A 21,660-nucleotide genomic window follows, 5' to 3' on the forward strand; every position below is an offset into this window, starting at 1 on the left:
GATGACTCGATTCGCAAGTGCTGGAACTCTGAAGCGCCGGATCATTCGTGGAGTACCGGCGCCGCGTTCTCCAGGTCGTCGATGCTTCCGGACATGATCGTGCGGATGTGGCCGGTGATGTGCTGGAGCGGCCAGTCCCACCAGGCCAGCGCGAGGAGGCGCTCGATGTCCGCGTCGCCGTAGCGGCGGCGGATGAGCCGGGCGGGGTTGCCGCCGGCGATGCCGTAGTCGGGGACGTCGTCCGCGACGACCGAGCCGGAGGCGATGATCGCTCCGTGGCCGATGCGTACGCCCGGCATCACCATCGACCGGTATCCGAGCCAGACGTCGTTGCCCACCACCGTGTCGCCCCGTCCGGGCAGGCCCGTGATGAGGTCGAAGTGCTCCGCCCAGGAGCCGCCCATGATCGGGAACGGGAACGTCGAAGGCCCGTCCATGCGATGGTTGGCGCCGTTCATGATGAACCGCACGCCCTCGCCCAGGGCGCAGAACTTCCCGATGACCAGCTTCTCCGGCCCGTAGTGGTAGAGCACGTTGCGGGTCTCGAACGCGGTCGGATCGTCCGGGTCGTCATAGTACGAGAACTCGCCGACCTCGATCAGCGGCGAGGTGATCAGCGGCTTCAGCAGCACCACCCGCGGTTGGCCGGGCATCGGATGCAGCACGGTCGGGTCGGGGGGCACAGCCGGCATCGCGCGTCGTTTCCTTCCTGGCCAACGCTTCGGATGAGAGACGATGGCATCACTACTGCGACAATTGGTGCGTTAAGATACTGACACGCCGTCGTTCCATTGAGCAACCGGACCACCAGCGATGACTTCTTCCGCACCAGAGCCGGAGGGCGCCAGGCCCGTGCCACCGCCCCAGCGCCGCCCCGGCGGCCGTAGCGCCCGTATCCGCAGGCAGGTGCTCGACGCGGTGCTCGCCGAGCTCGGGGAGCACGGTTATGACGGGCTCACCGTCGACTCCGTCGCCGCCCGCTCGGGTGTGCACCGCGCGACGGTGTACCGGCGCTGGGGAGACGTCGGCGGCCTGCTCGCCGACGTCCTGGACGCGGCGGGCGACGACGCCTGGCAGCCCCCGGACACCGGTTCCCTGGAGGGCGACCTGGCGGCACTCAACCGCGAGATCCAGGACGCGCTCGTCGCGGAGCCGCCGATCGTGGCGGCCCTGATCGCCGCCTCGTTCCGCTCCGAGCAGGCCGACCACGCCCAACGGCGGCTCTGGGAGGACCGGTACGCCCGGTGCGAGGTCATCGTCCGCCGGGCCGTCGAGCGCGCCGAACTCCCGCTGGGCACGGACGCCCGGCGGCTGCTCATCGCCGCCACCGCGCCCGTGTATCACCAGTTGGTGCTTCTCCGCACGCCGCCCGGCCCGGACCTGCCCGGCCAGGCGGCCAGAACCGCCGCTCTCGCCGCATCCGCCGGCGCCTTCGCCGTGCCGCCACCGGCCGGTGACACCTGACCGGCCCGGTCCGCTCCGGGGCCGAGCAGAAGCGGCCGCGCCTCCGCCTATCCCCCTGACGGCCGCCTACCGCCGGCGCCCGCCTACCCCCGACGGTCGCTTACCGCCGCCGGCTGCCTACCCCGACGCCCGCCTAAAGGAGCGTGAGCTGTTCGGGCGGCGCGGCCGGTGCGGGCGCGGGAGTCGGCCGCTCACCGGGCCGTTGCCCGGCACGAGTGCCGCGCGTCCCCGCCGCGGCGCCGCGACGTGCCCCTGCCGCGGCGCCGCCACGTGCTTCTGACGCGCGATCGCCGCGCGAGGCCGACCGGCCGATGCCGTGCTTCCGGGCGAGCTCGCGCACGGCATGGCCGATCCGTTCCTGGTACGCCTTGGGCGCGTAGGCGCCCCGGCCGTACAACTCGAGATAGCGGGGGACGAGCCGGGGGTGCTCGCGCGACAGCCAGGCCATGAACCACTCGCGCGCACCCGGCCGCAGGTGGAGCACGATCGGCGTGACGTGCGTCGCGCCGGTCTCGGCGATGTGGCGCACGGTGGTCTCCAGCGCCTGCGGGGAGTCGCACAGATAGGGCAGGATCGGCGCCATGAGCACCCCGCAGGGGATGCCGTGCTCGTTCAGCGTGGCGCACACCTCCAGCCGTTTGCGTGGCGAGGGGGTGCCCGGCTCGACGGCCCGCCACAGCGACTCGTCGGTGAACCCGATCGAGACGGCCGTGCTGACGTCGGTCACCTCTGCCGCCTCGGCGAGCAGCCCGAGGTCGCGCAGGATCAGTGAGCCCTTGGTGAGGATCGAGAACGGGTTGCGGGCGTCCCGCAGGGCCTCGAGGATGCCCGGCATCAGCCGGTAGCGGCCCTCGGCCCGCTGGTAGCAGTCGACGTTGGTCCCCATGGCGATGGGGTGCCCGCCCCACCGTGGCGCCGCCAGTTCCCTGCGTACGAGGTCGGGGGCGTTGACCTTCACGACGATCTTCGAGTCGAAGTCCCGCCCGGCGTCCAGGTCGAGGTATTCGTGCGTCCTGCGGGCGAAGCAGTACGTGCACGCGTGGGTGCAGCCGCGGTAGGGATTGATCGTCCACTCGAACGGAACCCGGCTGGCCGACGGGACCCGGTTGATGACCGACCGCGCGTGGATCTCGTAGAAGGTGACGCCTCGGAACTCCGGGGTGTCGAAGGTGCGGGCCACGGCCGACCGGGCGAACAGGGGAGTCGTCTCTCCCTGCCCGCCTTCCCCCGTTTCGAGCCGCAGCCCGTCCCACCGCACCCTCCGATTAGAACAGAGGTTCGATGGAGATCGCAACATGCAACGCGTCGTAAATCGCGGCCCTCGAAACGGCTAACGATCTTCATCGTTGGGCAGAACGTCGGCACATACCTTGCGTTCTGGGAGAGTTGCGCGATGGCCTGGTCGCAGGACGAAGAGCGGATGCTGGCGATGATCGAGCGGCACCTCACCGACGAGGACCCGAAGCTTGCGGCCAGGCTGGAGTCGTTCAACCACCGTGCGGAGCATGGACGGCAGGGGCGAGGCGCGGGCCGCCGCCGGCCGGGCCGCTCCACCGTGATCATCGCGGTGAGCTGGCTGCTCATCGCCACCTTGATCGCGACCCTGCTGGTCATGGCCCTGCGGCACGACGCCGCCGCTCTCCCGGTCTAGAGGGGTCCCGGAGCTTTCCCCGCCGAGCGGAGCCAGGACCGCGCGGGCGGGGGCCGCGCGTCCCCTCGGCGGCCACGCCGGGCACAGCCGGTGACGCACCCGTCATCCGCCGGCGCGGCCGGGCTCGCTCCGGACGGAGGGTGCGGTCTCGGCCAGCCGCTCGGCGAGGAAACGCTGTTCCGGCTCGGTCTGCGCGAGGTCGAGCGCCCGGCCGTACGCGTCGTGAGCCTCGGCGTCGCGGCCGGCGCGACGCAGGAGCTCGGCGCGGGTGGAGTGGAAGTATCGGTAGTGGCCCAGGTCGAGGCGGTCGAGGACGGCCAGGCCCGCCTCGGGCCCGTCGATCTCGGCCACGGCGATGGCCCGGTTCATCTCGGCGATCGGCGAGCGGGTCTGCCGGGCGAGCGTCTGGTACAGCGCGGCGATCTGCCGCCAGTCGCGGGGTTCCTGGAGGTGGAGGTCGGCGATGGCCCCTTGGACCAGGTAGGGGCCTGAGCGCCCTCGTGCCATGGCCCGCCGCAGCAGTGACCGGCCCTCGTCGATCTGCCGTATGTCCCACAGAGAGCGGTCCTGGTCGTCGAGGGGGACGATCCGTCCGTCGCGCAGGCGGGCCCCCTTGCGCGCGTCGTGCAGCAGCATCAGCGCCAGCAGCGCGAGGACCTCGGGTTCGTCCGGCATCAGGTCGGCGAGCGCCCGGGCGAGGTGGATCGCCTCCGCGGTGAGGTCGACGCGGCCGCCGCCCCAGCCCTGGTTGAAGATCAGGTAGACCACGGCGAGGACGGCCGCCAGCCGGTCGGGCAGCTGGTGATCGGGCGGTACGGCGAACGGGATGCCCGCGTCGCGGATCTTGTGTTTGGCCCTGGTGAGTCGCTTGCTCATGGTCTCGAACGGGACGAGGAACGCCAGCGCGATCTCGTCGGTGGACAGGCCGCCGAGGGTGCGCAGGGTGAGCGCCACCTGCGCGTCGAGGGCCAGCGCCGGGTGACAGCAGGTGAAGACGAGCTCCAGACGCTCGTCCGGGATGGTGGCGGCGTCGTCCATGAGTGCCTCCGGCGGCTGTGGCCCGGTCTCGGTGTCGCGGATGAGCAGCTTCGTCTTGCCGGCCAGGACCTGCCGCCGGCGCAGGTCGTCGATGGCGCGGTTGCGCGCGGTCGTGACGAGCCAGCCGGTGGGATTGGCCGGTTCCCCGTCGCCCGGCCAGCGTTCGGCGGCGACGGCGAACGCTTCCGCGGCCGCGTCCTCGGCCAGCTCGATGTCGCCGAGGATCCCGACCAGGGTCGCCAGCACGCGGCCCCATTGGTCGCGGAAGACGGCGTCAAGCGCCACGGAGGCGCCCATCGAGGATGGGCCGCACCTCGATCGCGGTGCCGGGCCTGGTCGTCCCCAGCAGTTCCCTGGCGGTGGCGAGTGCCCCGTCGAGGTCGTCGGCCTCGATCAGGATCAGGCCGGCGAGGTACTCCTTGCTGTCGATGAACGGCCCGTCGGTCAGCAGCACCCGTCCTTCGTCGTTGCGCAGCGTCGTCGCCGACCCGTCGGCGTGGAGCCGCGCCCAGCCGGTGACCTCCGGCCGGTCGAGCATGGTGGCGAGAGCACCCGGGATCGGGCGCGCCGCCCGGTCCGTGTCCTCCGCCGGGTTGTAGGCCAGCAATGCGTACTGCATGAGTCCTCCAGTCACGGGTCGGTGCCGCGTCAAGTATCAGACGAACGGCGTCGCCGTGGACGGACAGCGACCGCCGGCCGATTTTTTCCATCGGGGGTGTCCGTCCGGCGCTCGGCCGTTCGTCACTGCTGCGGAACCGTCCGGCGGATCCGCCCGGCGGACGGCAAGGCAGAGCCCGCAGGGGTCCGCAGGAACCCGCAGGAACCCGGAGAACGAGGAGAACCGATGACCACCGAACTCACGCCCAGCACCGGCACCGCCCGCATCGAGCGCATCTACGACGCTCCGGCGGAGCTCGTCTGGGAGCTGTTGACCACCGCCGCCGGCCTGGAGGAGTGGTGGGTCCCCGACGGGTTCGACATCCGGGTGAGCGAGCTCGACCTGCGGCCCGGCGGCCGGCTGCGGTACACCATGACCGCGACCTCGCCGGAACAGGTCGCGTTCGTGCGGGACACCGGCAACGCGCTGTCCACCGAGTTCCACAAGACGTTCACCGAGGTCGCGCCGCCGGCCCGCCTCGCCTACCTGTCGCTGATCGACTTCGTGCCCGGCCACGAGCCGTACGAGCACCTGACGACCATCGACATCGAGCCCGCCGGTGACCGCACGAACCTGGTCATGACGCTCGACCCCCTCCACGACGAGACCTGGACGCGGCAGCACCGCGCCCATCGTGGCAACGAGCTGGACAACCTCGAGGCGGCGATCAGGCGGCGCACGCTCTGACCGCACGCGCCCGGGCCGCGTACGAGACGCGGCGTGCCACGGTCACGGTGACGCCCAGATCCGGGTGACGGCTGGGTCCGGCGGGCGCCTGTCGCGCTCGGCGCCAGGCTCGCCCCGCCTCGGCCTCAGGACAGGGACTTGAGGAAGTGCGTGGCGACCGGGGCGGCCACCTCGCCGCCCATACCGCCCGCCTCCACGACGACGGCGAAGGCCAGGTCGCCGCGGAAGCCCATGAACCAGGCGTGCGAGTCGAGCTTGGGCCCGGTGCCGAACTCGGCGGTGCCGGTCTTGCCCGCCGTCCCCGCGGGCAGCCCGGCGCCGTGGGCGGTGCCCTTGGTGACGACCGCCCGCATCATCGACCGCAGGTTCTTGACGACGTCCGCCGGCAGCTTCTTGGGATCGGTCTTCTGCTCCAGCGAGGGCACCAGCGTGGGTGGCCGCCAGGAGCCGTCGGCCACCGCCGCGGCCACGGTCGCGATCACCAGCGGGCTCGCGGTGATCCTGGCCTGCCCGAACGCCTCCGCGGCGAGTTCGGCGTCGCTGGCGGCCTTCGGCATGCTGCCGGGCGTCGCCGGGACGCCGATGCGCAGCGGCTGGTTGAAGCCGAGGTCCGTCGCCATGTCGTACAGCTTGCGCGCGCCCAGCTTCTGCGCGGCGAGCGGGGCGAACGTCGTGTTGCACGAGTGGGCGTAGGAGTCGAGGAACGACAGCGACCCGAACGCCTCGTGGTCGGAGTTGCGGATCTTCAGCCCTCCGACGACCGCCTCCTCGGGGCAGGTCACCCGGCTCGACGGCGTCAGTCCCTCGGCCAGGAGCCCGGCGGCCGTGACCGTCTTGAACGTGGATCCGGGGGCGTACTTGCCGTCCAGCGCGCGGTTGAACCCGCCCCTGTTGTTCACGACGGCGAGGATCTCGCCCGTCGAGGGTCTGATGGCGACGAGCGAGGTCGGTTTGTCCAGGTCGCGTACCGAGTCGGCGGCGGCCTTCTGCACCTTCAGGTCGAGGCTGGTCCGCAGGTCCTTGCCGGGGGAACCCTCGACGCTGTGCAGGGTCTTCCGGCTCTCGCCCACCACCTGGATCTCGGTGGTGGGGGTGCCTGCGAGCTGCTTCTGGAACGTCTCCTGAAGGCCGCCGCGGCCCACGGCGTCGCCCTCCTTGTAGGCCGTGCCCAGCTTCGCGACGTCCTTGTCCTTCGCCTTGTCCAGGAAGCCCACGAGCTGCTGCACCGAGCCGCCCACGTCGCCGCCGTCGATGCGGTCGCCGTTGGCATCGGTGACGGCGGCCCGCTGCGGCCACGACGTCTTCAGCGCCAGGTGGTTGGTCCCGTCGAGCGCGGGATGGACCGCGGACGGCGACCAGTCGACCTTCCAGTAGTGGTCCTTGACCACGAGCCTGAGCGAGCCCTTGTAGGTCCAGTCGCCGACGTTCTTCACCGTGGCGGTGGCCGTGTAGGAGGCGGTCGCCCGGTCGTCCTCAGCCGCGCCGGCCCGTACGTCGCGGACGGCGACCTTGGCCACTCCGAGGTTCTTGGTGAGCTCGGCGTACGCCGCGTCGAAGCCGGCGGCGGGTGAGGCGAGCTCGGCCTTCATCGCCGCGAGGTCGCCCCTCGACCAGGCCGCGGTGAACCGGGCCGCGGTCTCCTGTGGCGTGCCGCGCGTGTGCAGCACGTAGTAGGCGCCCCCTGCGGCCCCTCCGGCCAGCACGACGGCCACGGCGGCCGAGATCGCGACGGTACGTCCTCGCGGCACACGCACCCCCAATGACGGCCCTGTGGTCGGGTTCAGAGCCTAGCGCCCCTCCCGACAATCACACTCCGGCTTCGCCGGCGCCCTTGACGCTGGCGGCGTACCGGGGGACGTACTCCTGGCCGGACAGGCGCTGGATCGCCGCCATGACCTCGTCGGTCACCCTCCGCCGGTCCCTGGCGCTGCCCGGGTCGCCGGTGAAGGACATCGGCTCGCCGAACCGCACGCCGATGCTGTGCAGACGCGGCACCGAGGTGCCGGGCGGCAGCACCTTCTCGGTGCCGAGCATCGCGACGGGCACGACCGGGGCGCCGGTGGTCAGCGTGAGCCAGGCCACGCCGACCTTCCCCCGGTAGAGCCGGCCGTCAGGGGAGCGGGTGCCCTCGGGATAGATGCCGAACACCTCGCCCGCCTTCAGCACCTCCACCGCGGCGTCGAGCATGTCCTGCGCGGCGGAGACGTTCTCCCGGTCGATCTCCATCGCCCCCATCGAGCGCATCCACGCCGCGAAGAGGGGGTTGCCGGTGAAGTACTCCTTCTTCGCCACGAACCGCACCATGCGCGGCACCAGGGCCGGCATGAAGAACGAGTCGAGCACGGACAGGTGGTTGGAGGCGATGATCGCGGCCCCGTGCGCGGGGACGTGCTCGCGTCCCTCCATCCGCGGCCGCCACAGCGCGTGCATGACGGGAACGCTGACGAACTTCAGGGCGGGGTAGAGCACGGCCTCTCCTTCTCCGGTCCGACGGACATACCCTAGGCCGCCCGGACCCCTGTTCAGGTGTATGACCCCTGCAACACACTGCCTCGTGTTTTGTACGGCTTCACCAACACTCCGCTGTACCTACTAGTATGTACGACGTGAGCACGCCGGACCGTCTGATCGAGAGCACCCGCGAACTGCTGTGGGAACGCGGCTACGTCGGGACCAGTCCGCGGGCCATCCAGCGGCGGGCGGGAGCCGGTCAGGGCAGCATGTATCACCACTTCTCCGGCAAGCCTGATCTCGCGCTGGCCGCGATCGGCCGTACGGCGGAGGAGATGCGGGCCGGGGTGGAGGAGATCCTGGGCGGCCCGGGCACCGCCGTCGAGCGCGTGTCGGCCTACCTGCGGCGCGAGCGGGAGGTGCTGCGGGGCTGCCCGATCGGCCGGCTCACCCAGGACCCCGACGTCATGGCCGATCCGGCGCTGCGGCGGCCGGTGGAGGAGACCTTCGCGTGGCTGCGCGACCGGCTCGCGGCGGTGCTGGCCGAGGGGCGCGACCGGGGCGAGCTCGGCGCCGGTCTCGATCCGGGACCGACCGCGGCGACGATCGTGGCGGTGCTGCAGGGCGGATACGTCGTGGCCCGCGCGGCCGGCACGTCCGAGCCGTTCCACCAGGCCGTCGACGGCGTGCTCGCCCTGCTGTCCCGCCCCTGAGCCGCCGGAAGAGGCCGCCGTGTACGCGATGCAGTACGAGATCACCCTGCCTGCCGACTACGACATGAGGATCATCCGCGAGCGGGTGGCCACCCGCGGCCACGCCCTCGACGAGCGGCCCGGGCTCGGCCTCAAGGCCTACCTGATTCGCGAGCGGGGCGTGGCCGGGTCGCCGGTCAACCAGTACGCGCCGTTCTACCTCTGGCACGACACCGGGAGGATGGGTGAGTTCCTGGTCGGCGGCGGCGGCTTCCAGGGCATCGTCGGCGACTTCGGCAGGCCGGTGGTGCAGCACTGGACGGGCCTGGCCGGCGAGGCGGGCCAGGCCCGCGGGGCGGCGCCCCGCGCGGCGTCGCGCCGGCTGACCCAGATGCCCGCCACGGCCGGCCTGACGGAGCAGGTGGCCGGCGCCCTCGCCGAACTGCGTGAGCTGGGCCGTGCCGAGGGCCTGCACACCGCCGCCCTCGCCGTGGACCCGCACCACTGGCGGCTGCTGACGTTCGCGCTGTGGGAGCGGGAGGTGCCCGGCGCGTACGCGGGCGCAGAACGCTACGAGGTGCTGCACCTGTCCGCGCCCGGCCTGGTGAGCCTGCCCCGGGGCAGGGCCTGGTGAAAGCCACGGAAAACCGTGAGGAAAAGACACGGTGAAAGACACGGCGCCCCGCGAGAACGAGTCTCGCGGGGCGCCCACGTCGAGGGCCGATGTGGCGGTCGCCTCCTCGGCGAGATGCACAACACGGCTCCAGCCGGACGGTATTCCGTGAAGGCGGTGATTGCGGCCCGGGGGACACAAACCACATCGGCCACGAATGACTCTAGCCGACTTCCGCCTCTGCTTTCTCCCGCCCCCCGCATCGGTGTCCGTCATCAGCGGTCAAAGCCTGCGTGCACTATCGTCGGCGGGTGGCGATTTCGATCGGAACGGAGCGGCTTGTCCTGCGGCGCTGGCGCGAGGAGGACAAGGAGCCCTTCGCCGCTCTGAACGCGGATCCGGTCGTCATGGAGCACTTTCCTGCCACGCTCTCCCGGGAGGAGAGCGACGCTCTGGCCGAGCGCATCGATGCCGGGTTCGACGCGCACGGGTTCGGCCTGTGGGCGGTCGAGGCGGACGGGGAGTTCATCGGCTTCACCGGGCTGTCGGTCCCGAGGTTCACCGCCCGATTCACCCCGTGCGTGGAGATCGGCTGGCGGCTCGCCCGCTCCGCGTGGGGCCGGGGGTACGCGACGGAGGCGGCGCGCGCGTCGCTGGAGGACGGGTTCGGCCGCGCCGGCCTTACCGAGGTCGTCTCGTTCACGGCGGTGCCGAACGTCCGCTCGCAGGCGGTCATGCGGCGGCTCGGCATGACCCGTGACCCGGCCGAGGACTTCGACCACCCGGCGCTCCCCGAGGGTCACCCGCTGCGCCGCCACGTTCTGTACCGGATCAGGAGGCAGTGATGAGCGGCACGCGGTTGCTGGTGCTGGGCGGCACGACATTCGTCGGCCGGTGGGTGGTCACGGCCGCCGTGGAGCGCGGCTGGCACGTCACCACGTTCACCCGCGGTCGCGCCGGGTGGTCCCACCCCGGGGCCGAGGCGGTGACCGGCGACCGGCTCCGCCCTGCCGATCTGGCCTCGCTGGCGGAGGGCCGCTGGGACGCCGTGGTGGACACCTGGGCCGGAGCGCCCCGGGTCGTGCGTGACAGCGCCCGTGCGCTGGCCGGATGCGCCGACAGGTATGTCTACGTCTCCAGCAGGGCGGTGTACGCGCCCCCGACGCCGGCCGGCCTGAACGAGGACTGGCCCACCGTCGAGGCGTCGGCGGACGCCGAGGACGTCGACTACGCCTCCAACAAGCGGGGCGGGGAGATCGCGGTAGAGGAGGCGTTCGGCGACCGCGCCGTGCTGGCCAGGGCCGGGCTGATCCTCGGGCCGTACGAGCGTCCGGGGCAGCTGCCGCACTGGCTGCTGCGGGCCGCGCGCGGCGGGGAGATGCTCGCCCCGGGCCCGGCCGACCAGCCGTTTCGCTATGTGGACATCCGCGATCTCGCCGCCTGGCTCCTCGACGCGGCCGAGCGCGGCGTGCCGGGCCCGGTCAACCTGGTCAACCCGGAGGGGCACGCCACGACGCGGGATCTGCTGGAGTCCGCGGTCGCGGTCACCGGCGGGCTCGCCGAGCTGGTCTGGGCCGAGCCCGAGGTGATCGAGGCGGCGGGGATCGACCGGTGGGCGGCGCTGCCGGGATGGATCCCGCCCGGTCCCGGGCTTGCCGGGTTCATCAGGACCGACGTCGGCCGGGCCATGGCGACCGGTCTTCGGTGTCGTCCGGTGATGGAGACCGTCGCCGACACCTGGGCGTGGCTGACCGGGTCAGGCGAGATCCCCGCGTTCCCGCCCGGGATCGAGCCCGCCGAGGAACGGACCCTGATCGATGCCGTGCGGCGGTCGGCGCCGTGACGCCATGACGGACGACCTGCGCGAGGCGGCACGTCAGGCCGCGGACGCGGCGACCGCCCACCTGGCCGCGGTCCCCGGCGGCCCGGTGTGGCGTCCGGTGGCCGGCCCGGACCTCGAATGGCTGACCCGGCAGCCGCTGCCCGCCGTGGGGCGCCCGCTCGCGGAGCTGCTCGGCGACGTCGACCGGCACGTGCTGCCCTACCCGATGGGCAACGGGCACCCCCGGTTCTTCGGCTGGGTCAACTCCCCGCCCTCGGCGGCCGGCGTCGTGGTCGCCCCGCTGGCCGCGGCGATGAACCCGAGCTGCGCCGGGGGCGAGCACGCGGGGGTCCTGCTGGAGCGTACGGCCGTCCGGTGGCTGGCGGAGCTGGCAGGCTTCCCCCACCGGCCGGGCGGCGGGCTGCTGACCAGCGGGGCGTCCATGGCCACCGTCGTCGCGCTCGCGGCGGCCCGCCAGCGCGCCGTCCCGGACGTACGGGAGACGGGCCTGTCCGGGCACCCTCCGCTGGCTCTCTATCTGTCGGAGGAGGGTCACAGCTGCCTGCGCAAGGCGGCCGAACTGCTCGGCCTGGGCAGCCGGCAGATCCGCACCGTCCCCGTCGACGACGCGTTCCGCATGGACACCGCCGCGCTGCGCCGCCTCGTCGTGGCGGACCGTGAGGCGGGCGTGCGCCCGTTCTTCGTGGCGGCGAGCGCGGGGACGGTCAACACCGGAGCCGTCGATCCCCTGGCAGACGTCGCCGAGGTGGCGCGCGAGCACGGGCTGTGGTTCCACGTCGACGGCGCCTACGGCGCGCTCGGCGTGCTCGCGGACGAGTGCCGGCCCGCGTACGCCGGGCTGGAGCTGGCGGACTCCCTCGCGCTGGACCCGCACAAGTGGCTCGGCGTCCCCGTCGACTGCGGATGCGTCCTGTTCCGCGACCCCTCCGATCCGCGCGCGGCGTTCAGCCTCGTCCCGCCCTACCTGCGGGACGACGACGCCGGAGAGCTGGGGTGGTTCTCGGAGTACGGTCCGGAGCAGACCCGGCCGTTCCGCGCGCTGCGCGTGTGGGCCACGATCGCGCACCTGGGCGGCGACGGCGTCGCCGGGCTGGTGCGGCACACCACCCGGCTGGCGCGCGTCCTGGCCGCGATGATCGAGGACTCCGGCGACTTCGACCTGCTCGCCCCGGTCGTCACCTCGGTCGTCGCGTTCCGGCACCGGCCCGCCGGCCTCGACTCCGCCGCCGTGGAGACGCTGAACGAGGCGATCCCCGCCGCCGTGCAGCGGCGCGGGCGCGCCTTCCTCACCGGCACCCGGCTGCGCGGCGGCCCTGCGCGCCTGTGTGCTCCACCCGGACACGACCGAGGCCGACCTCGCCGTTCTGCTGGAGGAGATCCGGGCCGTCTCGTGATGCCTTGGGTCGGGACAGCAGGGGTCAGGACGGCAGGGGTCAGGACGGCAGGGGTCAGGACGGCAGGGGTCAGGCGGCCGCCGTCAGGTTGCGGATCGCCCGCAGCACCTCCTCGGCCCGCTCGACGTGCAGGTACTGGTGGGAGGCGCCCTCGATCACGCGCTGCCGTCCCCTGGGCACGGAGCGGGCGATCGCCGCGTGCAGGGCGCGCACCCCGTCGTGCGCCTCGCGCATGACCTCCTCCGGCATGAACTTCGCCCAGTAGGGGTTCGCGCCGCCCGCGGTCAGCACGATCAGCGGGACGTCGGGCAGCGGGCCGCCGCCGCGCAGCTCGTCGTAGACCTCGGTCTCGAAGTTCTCCGTCTCCCGCAGGCTCGTCCGCCACGACGCCAGGTGGTGGCCGATCAGCGCCTCGCGCACCGGCGCGGGCCACTTGGCGTACAGGCCGGCGTACGCCTCGCGGGCGGCCCGGCGCTGCTCGTCGGTCAGTTCCGGCATCCGCGCCGGGTCGGGCCGCATCCGCTCGGCCAGCTCGGCGGCCTGCGCCGGCATGTGGTCGAGGATGTCCTCGTGGCCGGGGTCGAGCAGGAGGAGGCCGGCGACCTCACCCGGAAAGAGCTGCGCGTACCGGCGCGCGTAGAACGCGCCGAGGGAGTGGCCGACCAGGAGGAACGGCCCGGGAACCGCCGCGGCCCGCAGGAGGTCGCGCAGCTCGACGGCGACCTCGGCCGCTCGGCGGGGGAGGGGAGCGGACGTGCTCCAGCCCGTGCCGCCACGGTCGTACAGGACGCTCGTGGCGAACGCCGCGGCGCCCTCCTGGACGTTCAGGAAATCGAGGCCCACCAGGCCCGCGCCGGGCAGGAACACCACGCTCGGCCCGCCCGCGCCCGAGCGGTGCAGCATCAGCCGCCGTTCCCCGACGTCGTACAGGCGCCCCAGCGGCGGGGCCGTTGTCTCCGATGCCGGTCGTCCCATGCCGTTCTCTCCCTACTGATCGTTCGCATTTCTGCGAAAGGTAGCACATGTGCGATCATTTGGGCCATGGACGTGATGGAGGTGCTCGCGCATCCGGTGCGGCTGCGCGTCGTGCAGGCTCTCGCCGGTGGGCGGGTTCTCACGACCTCGCAGCTGTGCGCGCGCATATCGGACGTGCACAAGGCCACCGTCTACCGCCACGTCGCGGCGCTCGCCGACGCCGGCGTGCTCGAGGTGGACGGCGAGCACCGGGTGCGCGGGGCGGTGGAACGGCGTTACCGGCTGCGCGAGCGTGTGGTGATCGACGCCGACACCGTGGCGGCGATGTCGCCCGAGGACCACCGGCGCACCTTCACCACGGCGATGGCCGCACTGATCTCCGAGTTCGACGCCTATCTCGGTCTGGACGGCGCCGATCCGATGGCCGACGAGGTGGGTTACCGGCAGCACGTGTTGTGGCTGAGCCGGGAGGAACGCGCCGAGATGATCGCGGAGTTGCGCGCGGTCATCGTCGCGCGGATGAGGAACGAGGCCGCACCGCACCGCAGACGGCACCTGCTCAGCCCGATCCTGTTCCCGGTCGAGACGCCCCCGCCGGACGCCGGGGCGTGACCGGCCTCGGCGACGTCGCGCTGCTGGCCGCCGCCGGGATGCTCGCCGGGCTGGTCGGCACCGCGGGCGGGATCACCTCCCTCATCTCCTATCCGGCCCTGCTCGCGGCGGGTCTTCCCGCCCTCGCGGCGAACGTGGCCAACATCGTCGCGCTCGTCGCCTGCTGGCCCGGCTCGGCCCTGGCCTCGCAGCCCGAGCTGCGGGGGAAGGCGCCGTGGCTGCGGCGGTGGGTGCCGCTGGCCGCGCTCGGCGGGGCGGCGGGGTCGGCGTTGCTGCTGTCCACCCCGCCCGGTGTCTTCGCCCGTGTCGTGCCGTTCCTCGTGGCCGCGGGGTCGCTGGCGCTGCTCGCGCAGCCCCGGCTCGCCCTGCGTCACGAGCGGCGCGGTTCACCCGACGCCGTTCTGCCGCTCGGGCTGACCGCTCTGTCGGTCTACAACGGATATTTCGGCGCGGGGTCGGGGGTGATGATCCTCGCCCTCCTCCTGGTGACCGCCGAGCCGCGGCTGCCCGCCGCCAACGCCCTGAAGAACATGCTCCTCGGAGCCGGCGCCCTGGTCTCCGCCGCCGGATTCGCCGTCTTCGGGCCGGTCGACTGGGCCGCCGTCGCCCCTCTCGCCGTTGGCCTGTTCGCCGGGTCCACACTCGGTCCGCTGGTCACCCGCCGCCTGCCGCCCGGGTGCTGCGCTGGCTGGTCGCCCTGATCGGCCTCGGGCTGGCGGTCCGCCTGTGGGTCGCGCCGGGCGTCTGACCGCCGATCCGGTGCAGGGACACCCGTGCCGGCCCGGCGCGACGGCCGAGGTCTGTACGCCCCCGTTCCCCGCCACGACTCAGCTGGTGGCGCCCCAGGTGAGAGACAAACCGGTGGCGGCGCGTTCGGTGCGGATCTCCATCATGCTGCCGAGGATCGTGGCGTGGTCGGACACCACGGGCGTGGCGTCGAGTGTGTAGGTGATCCGGGCGCTGAGGAGCACCGGGCTGCCCGGCGGCTCGTGGAGGTGGCGGGCGGCGGAGGGGTCGAGCAGACCGGGCCGCACCACTTCGGACGCCCGGGCGACCGTCACCCCCGCGTCGGCGAGGGCCGTGTAGAGGGAGACGACGGTGAAGTCGCGGTCGCGGATCCGGTCGGCCACCGGGCGGCGGACCCAGGACACCTGGTGCACGGCGGGACGTCCTCCGAACTCGCGGACCCGCTCCAGCCGCAGGGCCGTTTCGCCGGGACGCAGCCGCAGCTCCGCGGCGATCCGGGCGGGGGCCCGGCGCACCGCCCGCCCGGCCACCGCGGTGCGCACGTCGTGGCCCTGCTTACGCAGGTCGTCGACGAGGCTGCGGAGCGAGTCGAGCTGGTACGCCAGGTGGGGCGGGGCGACGAACGTGCCCCTGCCGGGCTGCTGCACGATCAGCCGCTCGTCACTGAGCTGCCGCAACGCCTGACGCAGCGTCATGAGGGTCACCCCATAGGAGGCGCTCAGCTCCCGCTGCGGCGGCAGGGCCTCCCCCGGGGCGTAGTGTCCCGACCGGATCTTCGCGGCGAGGTCGGCGGCGATGGCGCGGTATCTCGCCTCGTGCCCGGCGTCGGGGGTCATCGTGGTGGGTCACACTCCTGGTCGAGGGCTTCCCGCAGGGTCGTGAGGAAGGCCCGCAGGTCGTCCGGTCCGGCCCCGTCGAGCACCCGCCGCATGACGGCGGCGCCGACCACCACGCCGTCGGCGTGCCGGCGGGCTTCGCGTGCCTGATCCGGGGTGGAGATGCCGAATCCTAGCAAGACCGGCCGATCGGTGACGCGCCTGATCCGCTCGGTGAGCTCCGCCGCCGAAGCGGCGAGGACGGCCCGCTCACCGGTGGTGCCCATCAGCGACACCGCGTAGACGAATCCGCGGCTGCGGCGCGAGATCTCCGCCAGCCGCGGCTGCGGGGTCGCGGGCGAGGCCAGCAGAGCCGGCTCGACCCCGGCGGCGGTCGCCGCGTCGCTCAGCTCGCCCGCCTCGTGCACCGGCAGGTCGGGCACGATCAGGCCGCCGACACCGGCCCGGCGCAGCGCGGCGCAGAACGCCCCGGGGCCGTCGTGCAGCACCAGGTTGTAGTAGGTGCTGGCGACCAGCGGCACGCCCAGGTCCGGCAGGCCGGCCAGGTCGGCGAGGATACGGCGGACGCTCGCCCCCCGGGCCAGTGCCCTGTCGCTCGCCTCCTGAATGGTGACGCCGTCCAGCGTGGGGTCGGAGAAGGGCAGGCCGACCTCGATGGCGTCCGCCCCGGCGTCGGCGAACGCCCGCAGGTAGTCCGTCCAGCCGGGCGTGATCCCTCCGGTGACGTACGGCAAGAGCAGGCCGCGGCCGGTGTCCCGGCGGGCGCGCAGGTGGCGTTCGACCGCACCCGCGGCCACGGTGGAGTTCGTCACAGCAGCTCCTTCAGGGTTGAGACGTCCTTGTCGCCCCGGCCGGACAACGTCATCAGCACCGTCGATCCCGACGGCAGCTCACCGCCGCCCGCCGCGCGGATCACCCAGGCGAGGGCGTGCGCGGATTCGAGCGCGGGGACGATGCCCTCGGTGCGCGCCAGCCGCACCGCCGCGCCGACCGCCTCGTCGTCGGTCACCGTGACGTAGCGGGCCCGGCCCAGGTCGCGCAGGTGGGCGTGCTCCGGGCCGACCCCCGGGTAGTCGAGCCCGGCGGCGATGGAGTGCGCCTGGGTGATCTGCCCGTCGTCGTCCTGCAGGAACAGCGAGCGGCAGCCGTGCAGGACACCGAGCCGGCCCCGGGCCGCGCCGGCGCCGCCCTCCGCCTCCACACCGACCAGACGCGCCGGGGTGTCGGCGAACCCGGCGAACGTGCCCGCCGCATTGGAGCCCCCGCCGACGCACGCGACCACGTGGTCCGGAACGCCGGTACGCAGCTCGGCGGCGAACTGCCCGCGGGCCTCGTCGCCGATGACCCGCTGGAACTCCCTGACCATCCACGGGTACGGATCCGGCCCGATGACCGAGCCGACGCAGTAGTGCGAGTCGCCGGTCGCGCCCACCCAGTGCCGCATGGCCTCGCTGGTCGCGTCCTTGAGCGTACGGCTGCCCGTGATCACCGGGATCACCTCGGCGCCCAGCATGCGCATCCGGAAGACGTTCAGCGCCTGCCGCTCGATGTCGCGCTCGCCCATGAACACCGTGGCCTCCAGCCCGAGCAGCGCCGCCGCGGTCGCGGTGGCCACCCCGTGCTGGCCGGCGCCCGTCTCGGCGATCAGCCTGCGCCGTCCCATCCGGGTGGCCAGCAGGGCCTGCCCCAGCACATTGTTGATCTTGTGGGATCCGGTGTGGGTGAGATCCTCGCGCTTGAGGTAGAGCTGCACGCCCAGCTCCTCCGACAGCCGGCGGGCCGGGGTGAGCGGGGTCGGCCGCCCGGCGTGCAGGGCGAGCAGCCGCGCCAGGTCGCCGCGGAACCCCGGATCCGCCCAGGCCTCCCGGAACGTCTGGTCCACCTCGCGGCACGCCTCCACCAGGGACTCCGGCGCGTACCGTCCGCCGTACTCGCCGAATCGGCCCCGGGTTCCCGGCTCGCCCATCGTCCCGTCCGGCGGGACCGGTTCACGCCACGGCAGCAGGTTTCGCATGCCACGCTCCTATCGTTCTATAACTCAACAGAGAGTTCTATAACAGTCTCCCTAGCAGTGGAGTGTGGCACGGGCGGCGCGGACGCGCCACCCCCGATGCGTGATCCATGCGTCATGTCCTCGTGGCCTGACCCAGGTGCGGGCCGTCGCATCGGGAAAGATCACGTACCGGGGAAAGTCCCGTCAGACGAAGATCGGAGCCGCTACGCTCTGCGCGTCTGAAACTGGGAGGATTCGGGATGCCCCTCATCTATGGCGGGTTCGGTCTGGTTCTGCTCGCCTTATGGATCTTCTGCCTGCTCGACGTGATCGTCACGGCGGAGGAGGACTGCCGCAACCTGCCCAAGGGGGCGTGGATCCTGATCGTCCTGTTACTCCCCGAGGTGGGGTCGATCCTGTGGCTGCTCGCGGGCCGGCCGCAGACCGTGACGCGGCCCGGCGGGCTGCCGTACAAGGGCAACACCGGGCGCTTCCCGGAGTACGACCGGCCGGGCCGGTTCGTCCCCGCCAACCCGGACGACGACGAGGAGTTCCTCCGCCGGTGCCGGGAGCGGGCCGAGGAACAGCGCCGCGCCTACCGCGAGCAGCAGCGCCGGACGGAGAAGGACCAGGACCAGTAGTGGCGGGCCTCCGCCGCCCGCCTCGCGGGAGAGGCCCGCTGCACTCGTGAGACGCTGACGGCGTGCGGATCGCGCTTCTCGGCCCCCTGGAGGTACGCGACGACACCGGCGCGCCGGTCGAGATCGCCGGGATCCGGCTGCGCACGCTGCTGGCGCGGCTCGCGCTGTCCCCGGGCCGCCGGGTCCCGGCGGAGGCTCTGATAGACGCGGTGTGGCCGGACGAGCCGCCGGCGGGGGCGACCAACGCGCTGCAGTCGCTCGTCTCCCGGCTGCGCCGTGCCCTGCCGGCGGGTGAGCGGACCCGGCTGCAGTCCCGGCCGGCCGGGTATCTGCTGTCGCTCGCCCTGGACGAGACCGACGTGGGGCGGCTGGAGGCTCTGGTGGCGGCCGGCCGGACGGCCAGGGACGGGGACGGGGACGGGGACGGGGGCTCCGAGGGTCTCGCCCTCGCGGCGCGGCGGTTCGCCGAAGCGCTGGCGCTGTGGCGGGGGGAGCCGCTGGCCGATCTGGAGACGGCCGGATTCGCCGCGGTGGCCGCCCGGCTGATCGAGCTGCGGCTGCGTACCATCGAGGACCTGGCCGAGGTCCGGCTCGACCTCGGCGACACCGGAGACCTGGTCTCCGAGTTGGAGGAGCTGACCGCCGCCCACCCCTTCCGCGAGCGGCTGTGGGCGGCTCGCATGCGGGCGCTGTGCGCGGTGGGGCGGCCTTCGGAGGCGCTGGCCGCGTTCGAGGAGCTGCGCCGTACGCTCGCGGAGACGCTGGGCACCGACCCTTCGCCGCCCGTACGCGAGCTGCACCTGGCGATCCTGCGCGGCGACCTGCGCCCGGCGTCGGCCGCACCGCCGGAGCGGCCGGCCCGCCGGACGAACCTGACCGTCCCGCTGACCGGCTTCGTCGGCCGGGAGCAGGAGCTGGACCGTGTGGGGAAGCTGCTCGACGAGGCGCGCCTGGTGACCCTGGTCGGGCCCGGTGGCGCGGGCAAGACCCGCCTCGCCGTCGAACTGGCCGCCGCGCGGGTCGAGCGACACCGCGACGGCGCGTGGATCGTGGAGCTGGCGAGCGTACGCGACCCCGCGCAGATTCCCGCGGCCGTCGCCGCCGCGCTCGGGGCCAGGGAGGGCGGGCTGCCGCGCCCGAACCCCGCCGAGGCCGAGCCGCACCCGCCGCGCGGCCCCGTGGACCGGCTGGCAGAGGCGTTGCGGGACCGGGAGCTTCTCGTCGTGCTGGACAACTGCGAGCACGTGATCGACGTGTGCGCGCAGGTGGCCGACGCCGTCACCGGGCGGTGCCCGGGGGTGCGTGTCCTCTGCACCTCCAGGGAGCCGCTCGCCATCACCGGCGAGACGCTGTATCCGGTCGGGCCGCTGCGTACGCCTCCCGCCGACGTGACCGTGGACCGGGCGCCGGACTTTCCGGCCCTGCGCCTGTTCGTGCAGCGGGCCTCGGCGGTACGCCCCGGCTTCGCCCTCACCGCCGGGAACCTGCCCACGGTGGCCGAGGTGTGCCGCCGGCTGGACGGCCTGCCGCTCGCCATCGAGCTCGCCTGCGCGCGGCTTCGCACGCTGCCGATCGAGGAGATCGCCGCCCGGCTCGGGAACCGGTTCCGGCTGCTCACCGGCGGCAGCCGCACCGCGCTGCCGCGCCACCAGACGCTCCAGGCCGTGGTGGAGTGGAGCTGGGACCTGCTGGGTGAGCCCGAGCGGATCCTGGCCGGGCGCCTCGCCGTCTTCGCGGGCGGCACCACGCCCGACTCGGCCGAGGCGGTGTGCGCGGACCCGGTGCGGCTGCCGCGCGAAGACGTCGTCGTCGCTCTCGCGTCGCTGACCGACAAGTCGCTCGCGGAACTGCTGGAGGTCCCGGGTGCGCCGCCTCGATACCGGATGCTGGAGACCGTCCGCGCGTACGCGGCCGGGGTGCTCGCCGAGTCCGGGGAGGCCGAACGAATCCGGCGCTCGCACGCGGCGCACTTCACCGACAGGGCCGAGCGGGCGGAGCCGGGCCTGCGCGGCGCCGGCCAGCTCGACCATCTGGGCTGGCTGACCAGGGAGTACGACAACCTCACCACCGCGCTGCGCTGGGCGGTGGACAGCGGCGACGCCGAGCAGGCGGTCCGGCTGGCGGCGGCGCTCGGCTGGTTCTGGAACCTGCGCAGCGCGCACCACGAGGCGGCGGCCTGGCTGAGCGAGGTGCTGGCGACGGCGAGCACGTCCCCGGACGGCGCTGGCGACGGCCGGGGCGTGCCGCGTGCGACACTCGCCATCGCCCATGCCTACGACGCCATGCACAACTTCGCGGTGGGCGACACGGAGCGCGCCGTACGGTCGGCGATGGCCGCGACCCGGCTGGCCGAGGGCGAGGTGACGAACCACCCGGCGATCGCCCTGCTGGTCGTGCTGTATCGGATGCACCCCAGTCATCCCGAGCCCGGCGGGGAACAGGCCGTCGCCCGGCTCCGCGAGCTGGCGGGCCACTCCGATCCTTGGCTGGCGGCCGCGGCCCGGCTGTTTCACGGGCTCGCCCTTGCTGCCTTCGGAAACGCGGCCGGCGCCGCAGAGCACCTGGCCGCCGCGCGGACGGGGTTCGGCGCGGCGGCGACCGGTGGGGAGAGGCGGCCGCGGTGAGCGCTCTCGGCACCTGCCGGAGCCTCGACGGCGACCACGCGGGCGCGATCAGCGCCCTCACCGAGGCGATGCGCCTGCTGCGGGAGCTCGGCTCCGACGGCGACATCGCCGGGGTGCTGGTCGAGCGCGGGCTGGAACGCGTCCGCGCGGGAGATTTCGCGGGCGCGGCGGCCGACCTGGAGCGGGTCCGGACGGGAGAGGCGGCGCGCCGCTCCTCGCAGATGCCGGCCCTCGCCGAGATCGGTCTGGGCGAGCTGGCCCGGCGGTCCGGTGATCTCGCTCGCGCCCGGTCCCTGCTCACCGGCGTGCTGGGTCGCATCGCCCCGGTGGACGGCGACGCGCGGCCGATCCGGGCACGTGCCCTGATCGCCCTGGGCCGTGTCGCCGCCGCCACCGGCGACCTCGGCTCCGCGCGCGCACACCTCGACGACGGCCTGCGCCTCACCCTGGCGGTGGGGGACCGGTCGGCGATCGCGAACGCGGTCGAGGCCCAGGCGGAGCTGGCGATCGCGGCGGGAGAGCCGGCCGAGGCCGCCCGCCTGCTCGGCCTCGCCACCTCGGTACGCGGCACCGCGGACAAGGGCAGCCCCGACGTACGACGCGCGGAGACGGCGGCCCGGGCGGCGCTCGGCGACGCGCACGACGCGGTGTACCTCGCCGCCGCCGCACTCGGCACAGACACCGCACTGGCCGCCCTCGGCCCGACCGCCTGATCGACGCCTCCCTCGTGGCGCGCGGGAC

At 73.4% G+C, this 21,660-nt stretch carries 22 protein-coding genes and 1 pseudogene; 13 read left to right on the forward strand and 10 right to left on the reverse strand.

The genetic code is table 11. The features are described 5' to 3' along the window. Positions 1 to 41: 41 nt before the first annotated feature. Positions 42 to 692: a CatB-related O-acetyltransferase gene (locus tag BXA11_RS37845; protein WP_076442506.1), complete on the reverse strand. Its 651-nt coding sequence runs from the start codon at positions 690 to 692 to the stop codon at positions 42 to 44. A 160-nt stretch (positions 693 to 852) separates the two neighbouring features. Here BXA11_RS37845 and BXA11_RS37850 point away from each other — a divergent pair, with 160 nt between their 5' ends. Beyond that, entirely contained in the window at positions 853 to 1,464 is a 612-nt protein-coding gene (locus tag BXA11_RS37850) for a TetR/AcrR family transcriptional regulator (protein ID WP_239105307.1), read from the forward strand. A gap of 133 nt (positions 1,465 to 1,597) precedes the next feature. Here the strand turns inward: BXA11_RS37850 and BXA11_RS37855 are convergent, their stop codons facing one another. After that, entirely contained in the window at positions 1,598 to 2,722 is a 1,125-nt protein-coding gene (locus BXA11_RS37855) for an Rv2578c family radical SAM protein (RefSeq protein WP_076442510.1), read from the reverse strand. 135 nt (positions 2,723 to 2,857) lie between these two features. Here BXA11_RS37855 and BXA11_RS37860 point away from each other — a divergent pair, with 135 nt between their 5' ends. Next, positions 2,858 to 3,115, forward strand: a complete 258-nt coding sequence (locus tag BXA11_RS37860) for a DUF3040 domain-containing protein (RefSeq protein ID WP_030511891.1) — start codon at positions 2,858 to 2,860, stop codon at positions 3,113 to 3,115. A 102-nt stretch (positions 3,116 to 3,217) separates the two neighbouring features. Here BXA11_RS37860 and BXA11_RS37865 read toward each other — a convergent pair whose 3' ends face one another. Beyond that, positions 3,218 to 4,450, reverse strand: a complete 1,233-nt coding sequence (locus tag BXA11_RS37865; RefSeq protein WP_076442512.1) for an RNA polymerase sigma factor — start codon at positions 4,448 to 4,450, stop codon at positions 3,218 to 3,220. Then, positions 4,428 to 4,772, reverse strand: coding sequence for a YciI family protein (locus tag BXA11_RS37870; protein WP_030511893.1), 345 nt, complete (start codon positions 4,770 to 4,772; stop codon positions 4,428 to 4,430). The genes BXA11_RS37865 and BXA11_RS37870 overlap by 23 nt, the downstream gene beginning before the upstream one ends. A gap of 225 nt (positions 4,773 to 4,997) precedes the next feature. Here BXA11_RS37870 and BXA11_RS37875 point away from each other — a divergent pair, with 225 nt between their 5' ends. Then, the gene (locus tag BXA11_RS37875; RefSeq protein WP_076442514.1) at positions 4,998 to 5,498 is read left to right on the forward strand and encodes an SRPBCC family protein; all 501 of its coding nucleotides are present in this window, start codon (positions 4,998 to 5,000) and stop codon (positions 5,496 to 5,498) included. A gap of 125 nt (positions 5,499 to 5,623) precedes the next feature. Here BXA11_RS37875 and BXA11_RS37880 read toward each other — a convergent pair whose 3' ends face one another. Together BXA11_RS37880 and BXA11_RS37885 are read right to left on the reverse strand one after the other, a co-directional pair. Next, positions 5,624 to 7,246 (reverse strand): penicillin-binding transpeptidase domain-containing protein, encoded by a 1,623-nt coding sequence (locus tag BXA11_RS37880; protein ID WP_076442516.1) that lies wholly within the window; start codon positions 7,244 to 7,246, stop codon positions 5,624 to 5,626. 58 nt (positions 7,247 to 7,304) lie between these two features. Continuing rightward, on the reverse strand, positions 7,305 to 7,928 hold the full coding sequence (locus BXA11_RS37885; RefSeq protein WP_051762661.1) for a lysophospholipid acyltransferase family protein: 624 nt from the start codon (positions 7,926 to 7,928) through the stop codon (positions 7,305 to 7,307). A 176-nt stretch (positions 7,929 to 8,104) separates the two neighbouring features. Here BXA11_RS37885 and BXA11_RS37890 point away from each other — a divergent pair, with 176 nt between their 5' ends. The 5 genes and pseudogenes from BXA11_RS37890 to BXA11_RS37910 form a co-directional block, all read left to right on the forward strand. Further along, the gene (locus BXA11_RS37890; RefSeq protein WP_076442541.1) at positions 8,105 to 8,662 is read left to right on the forward strand and encodes a TetR/AcrR family transcriptional regulator; all 558 of its coding nucleotides are present in this window, start codon (positions 8,105 to 8,107) and stop codon (positions 8,660 to 8,662) included. A 28-nt stretch (positions 8,663 to 8,690) separates the two neighbouring features. Further along, positions 8,691 to 9,275, forward strand: a complete 585-nt coding sequence (locus BXA11_RS37895) for a DUF4865 family protein (protein WP_239105310.1) — start codon at positions 8,691 to 8,693, stop codon at positions 9,273 to 9,275. 290 nt (positions 9,276 to 9,565) lie between these two features. Then, positions 9,566 to 10,099, forward strand: a complete 534-nt coding sequence (locus BXA11_RS37900) for a GNAT family N-acetyltransferase (RefSeq protein ID WP_231514163.1) — start codon at positions 9,566 to 9,568, stop codon at positions 10,097 to 10,099. After that, positions 10,099 to 11,097, forward strand: coding sequence for an NAD-dependent epimerase/dehydratase family protein (locus tag BXA11_RS37905; RefSeq protein WP_076442520.1), 999 nt, complete (start codon positions 10,099 to 10,101; stop codon positions 11,095 to 11,097). Before BXA11_RS37900 ends, BXA11_RS37905 begins: the two co-directional genes overlap by 1 nt. Positions 11,098 to 11,101: 4 nt before the next feature. Next, a pseudogene (locus BXA11_RS37910) lies at positions 11,102 to 12,238 on the forward strand (pyridoxal phosphate-dependent decarboxylase family protein); the annotation flags it as partial. Positions 12,239 to 12,560: 322 nt separating this feature from the next. Here BXA11_RS37910 and BXA11_RS45140 read toward each other — a convergent pair. Continuing rightward, entirely contained in the window at positions 12,561 to 13,466 is a 906-nt protein-coding gene (locus BXA11_RS45140) for an alpha/beta fold hydrolase (protein ID WP_076442522.1), read from the reverse strand. Between the two features lie 66 nt (positions 13,467 to 13,532). Here BXA11_RS45140 and BXA11_RS37920 point away from each other — a divergent pair, with 66 nt between their 5' ends. After that, on the forward strand, positions 13,533 to 14,078 hold the full coding sequence (locus BXA11_RS37920) for a helix-turn-helix domain-containing protein (RefSeq protein WP_030511903.1): 546 nt from the start codon (positions 13,533 to 13,535) through the stop codon (positions 14,076 to 14,078). After that, complete coding sequence (locus BXA11_RS37925) at positions 14,075 to 14,779, forward strand: sulfite exporter TauE/SafE family protein (protein WP_239105308.1); 705 nt, start codon at positions 14,075 to 14,077, stop codon at positions 14,777 to 14,779. The genes BXA11_RS37920 and BXA11_RS37925 overlap by 4 nt, the downstream gene beginning before the upstream one ends. 126 nt (positions 14,780 to 14,905) lie before the next feature. On the opposite strand, the gene BXA11_RS37930 is transcribed toward BXA11_RS37925, so the two are convergent. From BXA11_RS37930 to trpB, 3 genes are read right to left on the reverse strand one after another with little or no spacing between them, the layout of a single operon-like run. Further along, on the reverse strand, positions 14,906 to 15,661 hold the full coding sequence (locus BXA11_RS37930) for a GntR family transcriptional regulator (RefSeq protein ID WP_030511905.1): 756 nt from the start codon (positions 15,659 to 15,661) through the stop codon (positions 14,906 to 14,908). Beyond that, positions 15,658 to 16,473, reverse strand: a complete 816-nt coding sequence (gene trpA / locus BXA11_RS37935; RefSeq protein WP_083744868.1) for a tryptophan synthase subunit alpha — start codon at positions 16,471 to 16,473, stop codon at positions 15,658 to 15,660. The genes BXA11_RS37930 and trpA overlap by 4 nt, the downstream gene beginning before the upstream one ends. Then, positions 16,470 to 17,675 carry a tryptophan synthase subunit beta gene (trpB, locus tag BXA11_RS37940; protein WP_076442524.1) on the reverse strand — a complete coding sequence of 402 codons (1,206 nt, stop codon included), beginning with the start codon at positions 17,673 to 17,675 and terminating at the stop codon, positions 16,470 to 16,472. Before trpB ends, trpA begins: the two co-directional genes overlap by 4 nt. 239 nt (positions 17,676 to 17,914) lie before the next feature. Between trpB and BXA11_RS37945 the strand changes: the two genes are divergently transcribed. From BXA11_RS37945 to BXA11_RS42810, 3 genes are all read left to right on the forward strand, one after another. Continuing rightward, positions 17,915 to 18,295, forward strand: coding sequence for a PLD nuclease N-terminal domain-containing protein (locus BXA11_RS37945; protein WP_076442526.1), 381 nt, complete (start codon positions 17,915 to 17,917; stop codon positions 18,293 to 18,295). A gap of 62 nt (positions 18,296 to 18,357) precedes the next feature. Then, entirely contained in the window at positions 18,358 to 20,919 is a 2,562-nt protein-coding gene (locus tag BXA11_RS37950; RefSeq protein ID WP_083744869.1) for an AfsR/SARP family transcriptional regulator, read from the forward strand. Next, positions 20,916 to 21,632, forward strand: a complete 717-nt coding sequence (locus BXA11_RS42810) for a tetratricopeptide repeat protein (RefSeq protein WP_143734764.1) — start codon at positions 20,916 to 20,918, stop codon at positions 21,630 to 21,632. The genes BXA11_RS37950 and BXA11_RS42810 overlap by 4 nt, the downstream gene beginning before the upstream one ends. The last annotated feature ends 28 nt before the right edge of the window (positions 21,633 to 21,660 follow it).

Source organism: Microbispora rosea (genome assembly GCF_900156315.1).
Lineage (GTDB): Bacteria > Actinomycetota > Actinomycetes > Streptosporangiales > Streptosporangiaceae > Microbispora > Microbispora rosea.